The 13,470-nt window shown below is 73.8% G+C and carries 13 protein-coding genes; 6 read left to right on the top strand and 7 right to left on the bottom strand.

Annotated elements, in window-relative coordinates; all coding sequences use genetic code 11:
* Nucleotides 1-516, top strand: a complete 516-nt coding sequence (locus ACIBG4_RS30820; RefSeq protein ID WP_397204787.1) for a hypothetical protein — start codon at nucleotides 1-3, stop codon at nucleotides 514-516.
* A gap of 15 nt (nucleotides 517-531) precedes the next feature.
* On the opposite strand, the gene ACIBG4_RS30815 is transcribed toward ACIBG4_RS30820, so the two are convergent.
* Nucleotides 532-1,107 (bottom strand): TetR/AcrR family transcriptional regulator, encoded by a 576-nt coding sequence (locus tag ACIBG4_RS30815; RefSeq protein WP_397204786.1) that lies wholly within the window; start codon nucleotides 1,105-1,107, stop codon nucleotides 532-534.
* 81 nt (nucleotides 1,108-1,188) lie between these two features.
* On the opposite strand from ACIBG4_RS30815, the gene ACIBG4_RS30810 reads away from it, so the two are divergent.
* Entirely contained in the window at nucleotides 1,189-1,875 is a 687-nt protein-coding gene (locus tag ACIBG4_RS30810; protein ID WP_310712119.1) for an SDR family oxidoreductase, read from the top strand.
* Nucleotides 1,876-1,915: 40 nt separating this feature from the next.
* Here ACIBG4_RS30810 and ACIBG4_RS30805 read toward each other — a convergent pair whose 3' ends face one another.
* The gene (locus ACIBG4_RS30805; RefSeq protein WP_310712120.1) at nucleotides 1,916-2,740 is read right to left on the bottom strand and encodes a PIG-L family deacetylase; all 825 of its coding nucleotides are present in this window, start codon (nucleotides 2,738-2,740) and stop codon (nucleotides 1,916-1,918) included.
* Between the two features lie 140 nt (nucleotides 2,741-2,880).
* The gene (locus tag ACIBG4_RS30800; protein WP_397204785.1) at nucleotides 2,881-3,198 is read right to left on the bottom strand and encodes an ArsR/SmtB family transcription factor; all 318 of its coding nucleotides are present in this window, start codon (nucleotides 3,196-3,198) and stop codon (nucleotides 2,881-2,883) included.
* Nucleotides 3,199-3,291: 93 nt separating this feature from the next.
* Here ACIBG4_RS30800 and ACIBG4_RS30795 point away from each other — a divergent pair, with 93 nt between their 5' ends.
* Nucleotides 3,292-4,290 (top strand): zinc-dependent alcohol dehydrogenase family protein, encoded by a 999-nt coding sequence (locus ACIBG4_RS30795; protein ID WP_397204784.1) that lies wholly within the window; start codon nucleotides 3,292-3,294, stop codon nucleotides 4,288-4,290.
* Between the two features lie 157 nt (nucleotides 4,291-4,447).
* A complete protein-coding gene (locus tag ACIBG4_RS30790; protein ID WP_397204812.1) occupies nucleotides 4,448-4,597 on the top strand; it encodes a hypothetical protein in 150 nt (49 codons plus the stop codon).
* A 58-nt stretch (nucleotides 4,598-4,655) separates the two neighbouring features.
* Here the strand turns inward: ACIBG4_RS30790 and ACIBG4_RS30785 are convergent, their stop codons facing one another.
* From ACIBG4_RS30785 to ACIBG4_RS30775, 3 genes are read right to left on the bottom strand one after another with little or no spacing between them, the layout of a single operon-like run.
* Complete coding sequence (locus ACIBG4_RS30785) at nucleotides 4,656-5,615, bottom strand: PmoA family protein (RefSeq protein WP_397204783.1); 960 nt, start codon at nucleotides 5,613-5,615, stop codon at nucleotides 4,656-4,658.
* Nucleotides 5,612-6,733 carry a Gfo/Idh/MocA family protein gene (locus ACIBG4_RS30780; protein WP_397204782.1) on the bottom strand — a complete coding sequence of 374 codons (1,122 nt, stop codon included), beginning with the start codon at nucleotides 6,731-6,733 and terminating at the stop codon, nucleotides 5,612-5,614. Before ACIBG4_RS30780 ends, ACIBG4_RS30785 begins: the two co-directional genes overlap by 4 nt.
* Nucleotides 6,730-9,072 (bottom strand): beta-glucosidase, encoded by a 2,343-nt coding sequence (locus tag ACIBG4_RS30775; protein WP_397204781.1) that lies wholly within the window; start codon nucleotides 9,070-9,072, stop codon nucleotides 6,730-6,732. Before ACIBG4_RS30775 ends, ACIBG4_RS30780 begins: the two co-directional genes overlap by 4 nt.
* 271 nt (nucleotides 9,073-9,343) lie before the next feature.
* On the opposite strand from ACIBG4_RS30775, the gene ACIBG4_RS30770 reads away from it, so the two are divergent.
* Both ACIBG4_RS30770 and ACIBG4_RS30765 read left to right on the top strand, forming a co-directional pair.
* Nucleotides 9,344-10,354 carry a LacI family DNA-binding transcriptional regulator gene (locus ACIBG4_RS30770; protein ID WP_397204780.1) on the top strand — a complete coding sequence of 337 codons (1,011 nt, stop codon included), beginning with the start codon at nucleotides 9,344-9,346 and terminating at the stop codon, nucleotides 10,352-10,354.
* Nucleotides 10,342-11,088 carry a cupin domain-containing protein gene (locus tag ACIBG4_RS30765; protein WP_397204779.1) on the top strand — a complete coding sequence of 249 codons (747 nt, stop codon included), beginning with the start codon at nucleotides 10,342-10,344 and terminating at the stop codon, nucleotides 11,086-11,088. Before ACIBG4_RS30770 ends, ACIBG4_RS30765 begins: the two co-directional genes overlap by 13 nt.
* 65 nt (nucleotides 11,089-11,153) lie before the next feature.
* Here the strand turns inward: ACIBG4_RS30765 and ACIBG4_RS30760 are convergent, their stop codons facing one another.
* Nucleotides 11,154-13,358 (bottom strand): hypothetical protein, encoded by a 2,205-nt coding sequence (locus tag ACIBG4_RS30760; protein WP_397204778.1) that lies wholly within the window; start codon nucleotides 13,356-13,358, stop codon nucleotides 11,154-11,156.
* Between the last annotated feature and the right edge of the window lie 112 nt (nucleotides 13,359-13,470).

The raw sequence follows: 13,470 nt of genomic DNA, 5'->3' as shown, positions 1-13,470 counted from the left end.
GTGTCCAGGCGGTTCCGGGACCAGGGGTGGCGGCTGTGGCACTTCGCCCGCGAGATCCTCGTGCGCTGCCCGCGCTGCGACGGCCGCGCGTGCGTGGCGGTCCACCCCGGCCACCGTGAGCGGCACGCGCACGCCGTGGGATGGCTGACGGCTCCGCACCGGCTGAGCTGCGGCGGGTGCGGGCGGGTCGCCGACTGGGCGCCGGACCGCTGGGAGCCGGGCCGGGGCGACGCGTACTTCACCGCCGGCGGCCCCTACGTGGTGCCGCGCCTGGGCGGCCCGGAAGACCCGTACTTCGGGCTGCCGCTGTGGCTGCGGCGATCCTGCCGCGGCGGCCGGGTGCTGTGGGCGTACAACCTCGCGCACCTGGACGTGCTGGAGGCGTACGTGGCCGCGCCGCTGCGGGAGCGGCCGGTGACGGCGGGGTCGCAGACGATGCTGGAGCGGCTGCCCGCCTGGATGAAGGCGGCGGAGCGCCGCGACGAGGTGCTGGCGGCCATCCGCTCGCTCCGTTAGCGGTCGCGGGGTGGGTCAGGGGGAGACGGCGCGTATGAGCAGGCCGGTCAGTTCCCGGCCCGCGTCCTCCCCCAGAGGAGCGTGGTCCAGCATCAGCCGGTACCACAGGACGCCGTACACCACGTCGATGAGCAGCTCCCGGCCCACGTCCGGGGGGATCTCGCCGCGGGCGGCGGCGCGGTCGAGGATCCGCCGCAGCGCGGCGCGGCGGCTGAACAGGAACCGGTCGCGGAACGCCTTGGCGAACTCGGGGTCGAGCAGCGCCTGCGCCATCAGGCCGGTCAGCACCGAGCGCAGGCCGCGCTCGCGGAACGTCGCGCCGATGAACGCGTCCAGGTCGGCGGCCAGCGTGCCCTCGTCCGGGAGGGTGATCGAGGTCTCGGCGCGGTCGATCAGCGCTTCCAGCACGACGTCGGCCTTGGAGGACCACCAGCGGTAGACCGTCTGCTTGCCCACGCAGGCGCGCGCGGCGATGCCCTGCATGGTGAGCGCCGCGTAGCCGTGCTCCGCCAGGTCGAGCATCGCCGCGGCGAGGATCGCCTGCCGTGCAGCCTCACTCCGTGGCCGTCCCCGGCTCCGCTGATCCGTCATGACCCCACTTTACAAGACGCGATGTCTCGGATTACGCTTCTTCTATATCGAGACGCTGTGTCTAGAAAAAGGGGGCGCGCGATGCGCGTTGTGATCATGGGTGGGACGTCGGGCATCGGCCTGGCCGCGGCGGAGCTGCTGGCGGCGGACGGCGCCGAGGTGATCGTCACCGGCCGCGACCCGGAGCGGCTGGCCGCGGTGAAGGACCGGGTGGCGCTGGCCGAGGCGGTGGACGGCACGGATGAGGAGCAGGTCGCGGCGTTCTTCGAGCGGACCGGCCCGGTGGACCACCTCGTGCTGGCGTTCAGCTCGGGTGGGGGCGGCATGCGGCCGGCCACCGAGACCGGGGCCGACGACGTCCGCTCGGCCTTCGAGGGCAAGCTGTTCGCCTACCTGTCCGCGGTGCGGCACGCCACGGTGACAGGGTCGATCGTGTTCATCTCCGCGGCCAGCGCGCGGGCGGCGCTGCCGGGCACGGTGACGCTGGCCGCGGTCAACGGGGCGATCGAGCGGATGGTGCCGCCGCTGGCCGCCGAGCTGGCCCCGGTCCGGGTCAACGTCGTGTCGCCCGGCGTCATCGACACGCCGTGGTGGGGCTTCCTGCCGGAGGAGGCGCGGGCGGCGCAGTTCGAGGCGATGGCGAGCGGGCTGCCGGCCAAGCGGGTGGGCCGTCCGGACGACGTCGCCGCGGCCATCCGCTACCTCATCGACGCGACGTACGTGACGGGCACGATCCTGCCGGTGGACGGCGGCTTCACCGTCGCCTGACCCGTCTTCCGGGGGGAGCGCGCTCCCCCCGGAAGAGGTGTTACGGGCGGAGGCCGGCGAAGAGGTCGTCCTCCTGGTCCGGGGCGTCGACCCGGCTCTGGACGCGGGTGAACGCCTCGTGCGAGAACGCCTCCTGCTGCGTCTGCTCCGGCATGTTGAGCAGGAAGATGTTGTCGCCCTGGCTCTCGTGCGCCCGCAGCGCCTTGAGCTTGCGCTCGACGTACGGCGCGACCTCGACGACGGTCGTCACCAGCTCGTCCGGGGTGCCGAAGTCGTCGGAGGGCCGGAAGTCGCCGAGGTCGAGCCCGCTCTCGGCCATCATCTCGAACATCCGCCGGATCGAGGCGCGGGGGATCGCCGTGTAGTAGAGCTTGTCGGGGATGCCCGTCGCCTCGACGGCCGCGACGGCGACGCGGTGGGTCTGCACGTGGTCCGGGTGGTTGTAGCCGCTGCCGCCCGTCTCGTCGTACGTCACGACGACCTGCGGCCGGTAGCGCTCGATCAGCTCGGCCAGCCGGGACGCGGCGGCCTCCACCGGGACGTTGGCGAACGCCTCGGGGTGCCGGTTGGCCTCCCAGCCCTCCATGCCGGAGTCGCGGTAGCCGAGCAGCTCCAGATGGTCGATACCGAGGTGGGCCACGGACTCGCGCAGCTCCGCCAGCCGCCGCTCGGCCACCGCCGCGTCGTCGTGGCCGGGGTCGCCCGGCTTGACGCCGCCCGGGCCGTCGCCCTGCTCGCCGTTGGTACAGGTGACCAGGACGGTGCGGATGCCCTCGTCGGTGTAGCGGGCGAGGATGCCGCCGGTGCTCAGGCACTCGTCGTCGGGGTGGGCGTGCACGGCCATGAGGGTGAGTTGCCGATCCATGGGAGCGACCCTACTCTCCGGCGCCGACAACCTGTGGCCGGCGGCCTGTGGCCGGCGGGATGCGGGGTGCGGGACCCGCCGGCCGCGCGGGCCCCCGGTCAGAGCCGTGCGGGCCCCCGTCGGAGCCGTGCGGGCCTCCGTCAGAGCCGGGCGGCCTGGCGCGCGGTCAGGGCGTCGAGCAGGCCGGGGAACGCCTCGTCCATCTCGGCGCGGCGCAGGGCGTTCATCCGGGACGTCCCCACGTAGTACTGCCGGATGAGGCCCGCCTCGCGCAGCACCTTGAAGTGGTGGGTGGCGGTGGACTTGCTGACCGCGATGTCGAAGGTGCCGCAGGCGAGGTCCCGGCCGGCGGCGTCGAGCTGCGTGACGATGCTGCGGCGTACCGGGTCGACGAGGGCCTCCAGCACCTGCTGGAGCTCGACCTGCGACACGTCCGGATGCGGCGGTGTGCGTCCCATGGACCCCATGGTACGACACCCATCAAAGTTTGACAGCCATCGTACTTATGGCCCACAGTGACTCCCGTACACGAGTGACGAGAGGACGAGGACATGGCCAGGACGGTGCGCTTCCACGAGCTCGGCGGGCCCGAGGTGCTGCGGCTGGAGGACCTTGAGCCGGGGGAGCCGGGGCCGGGCGAGGTGCGGATCCGGGTGGAGGCGATCGGGCTCAACAGGGCCGAGGCGCTGTTCCGGAGCGGCCGGTACATCCAGCCCGTCAAGCGGCTCCCCTCCGGGCTCGGCAACGAGGCGGCCGGGGTGATCGAGGCGGTCGGCCCGGACGTGACCGGGTTCGGGGAGGGGCAGGCGGTCAGCGTCCTGCCGTCCTTCTCGCACAACGACTACGGCGTGTACGCCGAGCGGGCCGTCGTGCCGGCGAGCGCGCTCGTGCCCCGCCCCGACGGCGTGGACGCGGTGGCCGGCGCGGCGGTGTGGATGCCCCATCTCACGGCCTACGGGGCGATGGCGGAGGTGGGCGGCGTGCGGGCGGGCGACACGGTCGTGCTGACCGCGGCCTCCAGCAGCGTCGGCGTGGCCGCGATCCACACGGCCGGCCGCCTGGGCGCGACGCCGGTCGCCGTCACCCGCACCTCCGCCAAGAAGCGGCGGCTGCTCGACGAGGGCGCGGCCGAGGTGATCGTCGCCGAGGAGGAGGACGTCGCCGGACGGGTCCTGGAGCTGACCGGCGGCCGGGGCGCCGAGTACGTCTTCGACGCCGTCGCCGGACCGGGCGTGACCGAGCTGGCCAGGGCCGTGGCCCCCGGCGGGACGCTGTTCCTGTGGGGCGCGCAGAGCGGGCAGCCGACGCCGTATCCCGGGTTCGACCTGGGCATGCCCGCCCTCAACATGCGCACGTACACGATGCTCGAGATCACCCGGGACCCCGCGCGGCTGCGTCGCGCGGTGGCGTTCATCACCTCGGGCCTGCGTGCCGGCACCCTCCGCCCGGTCGTCGACCGGCTCTTCCCGCTGGAGGAGATCGTGGAGGCGCACCGGCACATGGAGTCCGGCGCCCAGTTCGGCAAGATCGTGGTGACCACGGCTCGCTGACCGGGCGGGAGCCAGCCCGCCAGGGGACGGACCACGGCCGCGCCCAGCGGCGCCGGCTCGACCTCGCCGCCCACCGCCGCCCCGTGAGCAGGTCCGTCCCCTCCACGGGCACGGTCGCGCCGCGCTCGGCGTCGTGGTTGAGGAGGAACACGTACTCGTGCTCCCCGTCCGCGCGCACCGCGCACTCCACGTACGCGGGGACGCCCTCGAAGGGGTTCGCCACGCCGGCCTGCCGCACCGCGTCGAGCAGCACCGCGTCGAAGGCCGCCCGCTCCAGCAGCGTAGCGACGTGGTGCTCCAGTGGTGATGCCGCTGCGCCCGTACTCCGGCGAGCTGGAGAACGGCCGGTCAGGGGAGGGGACCGGTCAGGGGAGGGGAAGCGTGGCGGCGGCGCCGGCGGCGGCCTTGGCCAGGCTTTCGGCGCCGCCGGGGCCGGTGTCGCCGTCGGCGAAGGTGACCGTGTGGCGGAAGCTCAGGGACTGGCCGGGCTCGACCGGCCGGACGGTGTCGAAGAACGGCGCGGGGCAGACGCAGGCGAAGACGCCGGTGCGCACGAACCACCGCACCGGCTCCTCACCGGTCCCGGGCGTGTCGTCGGTGAAGACGAGCGTCGAGCTGCCGCCCGTCTCGTCGTGGTCGCCCGCGTAGGCGAGCCATCCGCCGCGCTCGCCCATCATCTCGTCGCCGCCCGTGCGGCCGTCCATGTAGACGCGGCCGCCGCTGAACGAGCGCGGTCCCCGCCAGAACAGACCGCCGTAGCCGGCGTTGGGCCGCCCCTCGGTCGTGGGGCTGCCGATCGGCACGGTCGCGCCGGAGACGTTGGTGAACGCGGTGGCGTAGGCGAGCGTCCAGGTGCCCTGCGCCTCGTCCACGGTCGCGGCGAACGCGCGCCGCTCGGTGAACCACGTGTCGCCGGTGCTCGCCACCCAGTCCAGCGTCTCGCCGACGGTGACGCGGTCCTGGCCGGTCTCGACGGCCGTTTCGATCGAGGTGAAACCGGTGTGGACGGTGGAGCCGTTGTTGTCCTCCTGGGCGTAGCCGCGGTCGCGGTAGTAGGTGGGGCCGCCCCAGAAGTTCTGCGCGCCCACGTTCGGCAGCGACCAGGCGATGCCCTTGTGCCAGACGTGGTCCCACGGCCGGTAGAGCGACACGGTCCGGCCGGACAGCGTGCGCAGCGGGTGGAAGTACGGCCGGGGCGACTCCAGCCGGGCGTCCCACGGTCCGTAGACGTACCGGAACAGCTCGACGCCTCCGGCGGTCAGCCGCAGGGAGCGGTCGTGCTCGTCGGTGATCTGGAGCCGGTTCGCGGGCTCGGTGACGGTCAACGTCCTTGCCTTTCGTCGGGTCGGGTGAGCCAGGGGACTCGGCCGCCGCCCATCGAGGCGTGGAACGGCGAGTCTTCGGTGATCTGGCCGCGGGCGACCTCCTCGCCGGTGAAGGCGGAGGCGTAGATCGCGGCGATGAGCTCCAGGGTCTGCCGGGCGTCGGCGGAGGCGACCGGCGGCGCCGCGCCGGTGCGCAGCGCGTCGATCACGGCCTCGAACTGGGCGGAGTGCCCGGAGGGCCGGCCCTCCGGCAGCGCCTCCCAGCGGGCGGCCACCTCGGGGTCCGCGCCGGGGGCGGGGGTGAGGCGCCACGCGTCGTCGCCGTAGCCGTACAGGTGCTCCAGCTCGACCGTGGCCCGCTCGAAGTCGAAGCGCAGGTGGCTGGTCTCCCGTGCGGACAGCAGGCTGTTGACGGCCACCACGGTCGCGCCGCTCTCGAGCGTCACCGTCGCCACCGACAGGTCCTCGGTGTCCGTGGCGCGCGCCTTGCGCTCGGCGACGGCGCGGACCGAGGCCCAGGGGCCGGCCAGCGACAGCAGGAGGTCCATCTGGTGGATGCCGTGCCCGAGCGTCGGGCCGCCGCCCTCCGATTCCCAGGTGCCGCGCCACGGCACCTCGAAGTAGGAGTCCGGGCGGAACCAGAGCGTGTCGCACAGCGCCAGGCGCAGCGGGCCGTACTCGCCGCGGGCGATCGCCTCGCGCACGGCCACGGCCCGCCCGCCGAAGCGGTGCTGCGAGACGGTGGCGAAGAAGCCGGGGCTGCGGGCCTCGGCCGCCGTGATCTCGTCGAACTCGCGCAGCGACAGCGCCGGCGGCTTCTCCGACAGCACCGACCAGCCGCGCTGCAGGACGGCGATCGCCTGCTCGCGGTGCAGCGCGGGCGGCGAGCACAGGTGGACGACGTCGCACTCGGCGTCCTGCAGCAGGTCCTCCAGCCGGGTGTACGCGCGGGGGATGTTCCACGTGCGGGCGAACGCGGCGACGCGGTCGGCGTCCACGTCCACCGCCGCGACCAGCTCGGCGGCGCCGTCCATGCGGGCGAGGTCGTCGGCCTGGACGCCGGCGATGCCGCCGCTGCCGACGATGGCGATCCGGGCCGGCCCGGAGTGCGGGGTCATGAATGCTCCTCTTCCTGGCCTTGCCGGGTGGGGACGGGCTCGAGGTGCACGCTCACCTCGGTGAGCCGCCGCTCGGCGCCGGTGACCTCGTACACGGGGCCCGTGATCGTCACCGGCAGCTCCGCGACCACGTCGGCGGCCGAGCGGCGGACCGACAGCACCACCTCGCCGGGCTCGACGACCCGCCGCCCGTCCCGGCCGGTGAACGAGAGCAGCCGCGGCGGCACGTCGAAGGCCACCCGCGCGGCCTGGCCCGGCGCCAGCTCGACCCGGGCGAACCCGACGAGCTGGGCGAGCGGCCGGGTGACCGAGGCGATCGTGTCGGAGGCGTACACCTGCACGACCTCCGCGCCCGGCCGCTCGCCCGCGTTGCGGACGGTCACCGCGCAGCGGATGGGCCCGCCGGCCGGCACGGTCTCGTCGGCGGCCGGGTCCGTGTAGGCGAAGCGCGTGTAGCTCAGGCCGTGGCCGAAGGGCAGCGCGGGCGCGGGGTCGATGTTGCTGACGGAGCTTGCCGCGCCGAGCCGCGGGTGCAGGTAGCTGTACGGCTGGCCCGACGCCGAGCGCGGCATGCTCATCGGGAGCCGGCCGGAGGGGTTGACCGCGCCGCTGATCACGCGGGCGACGGCTCCCGCGCCCTCCTCGCCGGGGAAGAACGCCTGCACCACGGCGGCGGCCCGCTTCAGCACGTCCGGCACCGCGTACGCCCGGCCGGTCAGGAGCACCACCACCGTCGGCGTCCCGGTCGCGAGCACGGCCCGCGCCAGCTCCGCCTGGGCGCCCGGCAGGTCCAGCGACTCCACGTCGCAGCCCTCGCCGGAGGTGCCCCGGCCGAACAGCCCCGACCGGTCGCCCAGCACGAGGACCGCCACGTCGGAGGAGGCGGCCAGCCGGGCGGCGGCGGGGATGCCGGCGCGGTCGCCGTCGTCCACGCCGGTGCCCCGCTCGTGGGCCAGCTCGGCGTCCGGCAGCTCGGCGCGCAGCGCGGCGAGCAGCGTGGGCGCCTCGATGCCGGCCTCCACCTCGGGGAAGTGGGGGAGCACGTGGTTGACGAACGCGTAGCAGCCGAACAGCGCCGCGACGCTGTCCGCGTTCGGCCCGAGGACCGCCACCCGCCTGCCCGCGGCGTCGCCGAGCGGCAGCACGCCGTCGTTGGCGAGCAGCACGACCGACTCCTCGGCGAGCCGGCGCGCCACCTCCCGCGACTCGGGCGGGTCGAGGTCCACGGGGCCGGACGGGACGGGCTCGTAGCCCTCGTCCAGCAGCCCGAGCGCGGCCTTCTGGGTGAGCACGCGGCGCAGCGCCCGGTCCACCAGGTCCTCGGAGACCCGCCCGGACCGCACAGCCTCCTTCAGCGGCTCCAGGTAGGCCACGCCGGTGGGCAGCTCGACGTCGACCCCGGCGGTGAGCGCCTGCCCGGCCGCGTCCCCGGCGTCCTCCGCCACGGCGTGCAGGGTGTGCAGGAACGCCACCCCGAAGTAGTCCGCGACGACCGTGCCCTCGAACCCCCACGCGCCGCGCAGCAGGTCCGTCAGGTACGTGGGATCGGCGGCGACCGGCACTCCGTCGATCTCCGCGTACGAGTGCATGACCGAGCCGGCGCCCGCGTCGCGCACCGCCACCTCGAACGGGAACAGCAGCGTGTCCGCCACCTCGCGCGGGCCCGCGTGGACCGGCGCGAGGTTGCGGCCGGCGCGCGAGTTGCTGTAGCCGACGAAGTGCTTGAGCGTCGCGATCACCCCGGCCGACTGGAGCCCCCGCACGTACGCCGCGCCGACGACCGCCACCTCGTACGGGTCCTCGGACACGCACTCCTCGACCCGCCCCCACCGCTGGTCGCGGATGACGTCGAGGACCGGGGCGAGGCCCTGGTGGACGCCCAGCGCCGCCATGCCCTCGCCGATCCGCCGGGCCATCCGCTCCACCAGGACGGGGTCGAACGACGCCCCCCACGCGGGCGGCGCCGGATAGGTGGTGGCCCGCCAGGCGGCCAGGCCGGTCAGGCACTCCTCGTGGGCCAGGGCGGGGATGCCCGGCCGGGTGTGGTCCATCAGCCAGCGCTGCCGCTCGGCCAGCAGCGTGCTCGCCCACCGCGGATCGACGGGCCGGGTGCCGTAGTGGCGGGTGACGTGCCCGAGGCCGTGGCGCGCGAACGTCTCGAACTCGACGTCCTCTCCCTGCATCGCGTCCTGGAGCGGGGCGACGGCCCCCTCCTCGCGGTCGACGTTCAGCCATACGCCGACGAGCTGCGCGAGCTTCTCGTCCAGCGACAGGCCGGCCACCAGGTCGTCGACCCGCCGCGCCCGGCGGCTCTCCGGGCTGTGCGGCTCAGCTTTCACCGGTGTCCATCCTCATGTGGTCGGCATCTCCGATCAGGCGCGGAGAGAAAGGGGGAGGGCAGAAAGTTTCTGATTGGTTTTCGGAAGAAATTACCGTAACATGCCGTATCGTGACGCTAGGCTCCGGCCTGTAAGCATGTCAATAGCCCGATCTCTCGCAGTCCTGCCTGATCAGCCGCGATCAGCGGGGCGACCTCGCTCGACGGATTTTCCGGAAAGTTGCGTATCGACGGCGACCGCCGGAGAGCGCGCCACGGTCACAGGAGGTCCCGTGTCACGAGCCACGCTCGCCGACGTCGCCGCCGCCGCCGACGTCTCGGTGCCGACCGTCTCCAAGGTGCTCAGCGGCAAGAAGCACGTCTCGGCCGCCACGCGCGAGAAGGTCCTCGAAGCCGTGCGGACCCTCGGGTACGAGGCGCTCCGCCCGGCCGGCGCGCCCCGCGTGGGCCTCGTGGACCTGCTCATCGACGGCCTCGGCTCGCCGTGGGCGCAGGTTCTGATCAGCGGCGCCGAGCGGGCCGCGGCGCGCTGGGGGTTCTCCCTGGTCATCACCTCCTCCGGCCGGCCCGACTTCGACCTGCGCCAGTGGCTCGGCATCCTGCGCAAACGCGGCACCGACGGGATCGTGCTCGTGCTGTGGCGGGCCGGCCAGGAGGAGGTCGCGGCCATCCAGGAGCTGCTGCACGTGCCTCTGGTGCTGCTCGACCCCGTCGGCCGGCGCGACCCCCGGCTCTCGACGGTCGGCGCCACCAACTGGTCCGGCGGCGTCATGGCGGCCACCCACCTGCTGGAGCTGGGGCACACCCGCATCGGCTTCATCGGCGGCCCGCGCGACACGCAGTGCACGCTCGACCGGCATGAGGGCTACCTGGCCGCGCACCGCACGTTCGGCATCGAGCCCGACCCCGTGCTGACCCGCTTCGGGGACTTCCTCATCGGCGGCGGCAAGGAACGCGGGGGCGAGCTGCTGGACCTGCCCGACCCGCCCACCGCCGTCTTCGCCGGCTCCGACCTGCAGGCCGCCGGCGTCTACCAGGCGGCGGCCGAGCGCGGCATCCGGGTGCCCGGCGACCTGTCGGTCGTGGGCTTCGACGACGCCCCGCTCTGCGAGACCATGTCGCCCGCGCTCACCACCGTCCGCCAGCCGCTCGGCGACATGGCCAACGAGGCCATCCGGCTCGTGGCGGACGAGCTGTCCCATCCCGGCGAGTCCACCGGCACCCGGATCGAGCTCGCCACCAGTCTGGTCGTCCGAGGGAGCACCACACGATGCGTGAGCTGAACCAGGGGAGCTTTCCCGGCGGCACGTCGGTCAGCCGGTTGTCGGTCTACTCCGGCGTGTGCGCGGCCGACGGCCTGGCGGGCGGCACGCCGCACCTGCACACCGCCTCCACCGAGGCGTACGTGGTGATCGGCGGCAGCGGCGCGCTGCAGACGCTGGACGCGCGCGGGCTGCGCGAGACCGAGCTGCGGCCCGGCTCCACGGTCTGGTTCACCCCCGGCACCATCCACCGCGCCGTCAACCACGACGGCCTGCGGGTGGTAGTGGTCATGCAGAACGCCGGACTGCCCGAGGCCGGCGACGCCGTCATGACCTTCCCCCCGGACGTCGTGGGCGACCCCGGCCGCTACCGCGCGGCCGCCGCCCTGCCCGCCGCGGCGTCCACCGAGGAGATCGAGCGGGCCGTGGCCCGCCGCCGCGACCTGGCCGTGGACGGCTTCCTGCGCCTGGCCGCCGCCGCCCGCGACGGCGACCCCGAGCCGCTGCGCCGCCTCTACGCCGCCGCCGTCGCCCTGGTCCGGCCGAACGTGGCCCGCTGGCGCGACCTGTGGGAGCGTGACGTCGCCGCCCAGACCCGCCACACCGCCGCCGTCCTCGACGCCCTCCAGGCCGGCGACGGCGCCCACCTGCTGGACGCGGCCCTCATGGAGAGCCCGCCCCAGGACCGGTGGGGCATGTGCGGAAACCTCGTCACCCACGACGTCACCCACCCCATCGTCCGCGCGCCGTCATAGCGGTCCGGGCGGCGCCTCACCCCGTGCGGGGCGAGGCGCCGCCTTCCCGCCGGCTCACCCCGGTGTCACTGCTGCGGGGCGCCCCCCGGCTGGGTGACGCCGTTGACCTTCAGCGTGTACGGCGCGTACTGCCCCACCTGCTCCGTCGGGTCGTCGTAGGCGACCACCGCGACCACCTTCGGGAACGGGGCCAGCACGGCGAGCTGGAGCCGGTTGAGCGAGAGCGTGCGCCGCCCGTCGGACTCCACCTGGAGCGCCACCGCGTGCTTGTCGTCCAGCCCGACGAGGCGGACGTTCCAGTTGGCGACCGGCGTCGGGTGGATCTCCGTCGGCGAGTCGAACGGCTCCAGGCTCGACCCGTCGCTCACCGCCGTGCCGCCGACCGTGACGTCGTCGATCCGCAGGCCACCCTCGTTGACGCCAGCGTCGCTGACGTACCGGAAGCCGAGCAGGATCTCCTTGCCCGCGTAGGCCGCCAGGCTGAAGGTGTGCGGCTCGAAGCCGGTGGTGGTGCCGTTGAGCGCCGGGCCGAGCGGGCCCGTCACCGTGCGGTCGCCGGGGACGGCGGTGTAGGTGGCGCCGCCGTCCGTGGAGACCACGACGTAGCCGTAGTCGAAGCCGCTCTCCGCCCCGTACTTGGCCAGGAGGCGCAGCGTCGGGTCCGCGGTGGGGACCGTCACCCGGGTCACCGCGGCGGCGTCGAGATTGCTGGAGTTGCCCGACCACAGCACCGGGTTGCCGGCCCGGTCCGGGTCGTCGGAGACGACGGTCCAGGCGAGCGGCTGGGCGGGCAGCGTCTTCGCGCCCTCGAACGACAGCGACCGCAGGTCCGACCCGCGCAGGACCTTCCCGCCGGTCGCCTGGAGCGGCACGTAGTCGGCGCCGTTCGGGGCGGCGCCGGCCGTCCTGTACGCCGCCGGGTTGTCCAGGTTGACCGTTGAGCGCAGGCTCGCGGTGGTCACCCGCTTCTTCGGCACGCCGAGCATGACGCCCCTGGCCGACTCCCCGACGATCTTGTCCACCAGGGTCGTCGTCTGGTAGTCGTGGATCACCTGGTACGGGTTCTTGACGCCGCGCGCCTCCAGCGCCGCCCGCAGGCTGGCCAGGCCCTGCAGGTCGCCGTCACGGTGCAGGCGCGTCAGGAAGTCCGTGCCGTACCTGTCGTACAGGAACAGCATGAACGAGTACGCGTTGCCGTAGTCGGCCAGCACCCCGCTGGCCGTGGCGCCCTCGCCCCACAGGTTCAGCGAGTTCTCCGGGCCGCCGCAGTCGCGCGGGTTGGTGTTGTACGGCGTCTGCACGGTGCCGAAGCCCTGGAAGCAGTAGATGTGGCTGTCGGCGCCCCGGTCGAACACCGTGGCCTTCGCGTCGGCGTATCCCACGAGGGTCTGCGCGAAGTCCGACAGGCCCTCGTTCATCCAGGTGGTCTCCAGCGGGTCGGTGTAGTAGTGGGCCAGGTGCTGCCACTCGTGCGCGAACGTGTTCTCGTACTGGTGCGGCCGCGCCGGGCGGGAGGTGCACAGGTCGGAGGTGGGCTCGTCCGGCGGGTTGGCGCCGGTGCGGTGCAGCCAGTCGAACGCGTCGATCGTCATGACGTTGCGGTCGAGCAGCTCGTTGAACTGCGAGGAGAAGAACCCGGCGATGTACGTGGGCGCGGCCGGGAAGTCGTAGAAGTTGTCGTCCCTGACGTTGTCCACGAGCGTCACGGTGCGGTTGCCCGCGCCGGTGTAGACGCCGCCGTTGCCGTTGGCGTCGGGCCCGAGGACGGCGTTGGAGCCGTCGCGGTCCGGCGGCCTGCTGAAGGCGGCGGTCTCCTTCGGGTACATGTTGGTGTCGAACTCGTGGACGAGGCTCGCCACCTGCGCGTCGGTGACCTGCGTGCTGGACGGGACCTGCGCGCGGCAGTCGCCGGCGGGGAAGGCGAGGTCGTTGGCGACCCACACCTCGATGTTGTCGCCGACGCCGCGCAGCGTGTAGTCCTTGCGGTAGAGCCGCCCGTTGAAGTCGTCCATGCCGAGCCACTGCCGCACGGTGCCGACCGGCGGCGTGTCGGCGGCCTTCGCCCTGGCACTCGGCTTGGCCCGGTACGCCGACGGCACCTTGACCGGCTTGCCGTCGAGGGTGAAGTCCTTGCGGGTGAGCTCCCGCACGTCGGACGGCGCCGGGGCCGGTGGGGCGGCGTGCGGGGCCTCCGCGGTGGCGGGAAGGGCCGTGAGGAGGGGTAAGGCGAGGAGCGTGGCTGCGAGCCCGATGATCCGGTGGCGCGCCATGGAACCCCCTTTTGATGGGTGTTGCCCGGGATTGTTGGGGACAAGCCGTTATCACCCGGGGCCGTGGGGGCGCGCAAGCGAAGCAGTTGCCAACAACCACCCGGGGTTTTCG

Source organism: Nonomuraea sp. NPDC050383 (assembly GCF_044459125.1).
GTDB lineage: Bacteria > Actinomycetota > Actinomycetes > Streptosporangiales > Streptosporangiaceae > Nonomuraea.
Note: the sequence above shows the minus strand (reverse complement) of the source record. Positions and strands in the feature narration are given on the sequence as shown.

Excerpts from the sequence above, each read along its gene's own strand:
- ACIBG4_RS30765 (WP_397204779.1), top strand. The coding sequence starts at position 10,342 with ATGCGTGAGCTGAACCAGGGGAGCTTTCCCGGCGGCACGTCGGTCAGC.
- ACIBG4_RS30760 (WP_397204778.1), bottom strand. The coding sequence starts at position 13,358 with ATGGCGCGCCACCGGATCATCGGGCTCGCAGCCACGCTCCTCGCCTTA.
- ACIBG4_RS30795 (WP_397204784.1), top strand. The coding sequence starts at position 3,292 with ATGGCCAGGACGGTGCGCTTCCACGAGCTCGGCGGGCCCGAGGTGCTG.
- ACIBG4_RS30800 (WP_397204785.1), bottom strand. The coding sequence starts at position 3,198 with ATGGGACGCACACCGCCGCATCCGGACGTGTCGCAGGTCGAGCTCCAG.
- ACIBG4_RS30810 (WP_310712119.1), top strand. The coding sequence starts at position 1,189 with ATGCGCGTTGTGATCATGGGTGGGACGTCGGGCATCGGCCTGGCCGCG.
- ACIBG4_RS30815 (WP_397204786.1), bottom strand. The coding sequence starts at position 1,107 with ATGACGGATCAGCGGAGCCGGGGACGGCCACGGAGTGAGGCTGCACGG.
- ACIBG4_RS30805 (WP_310712120.1), bottom strand. The coding sequence starts at position 2,740 with ATGGATCGGCAACTCACCCTCATGGCCGTGCACGCCCACCCCGACGAC.
- ACIBG4_RS30780 (WP_397204782.1), bottom strand. The coding sequence starts at position 6,733 with ATGACCCCGCACTCCGGGCCGGCCCGGATCGCCATCGTCGGCAGCGGC.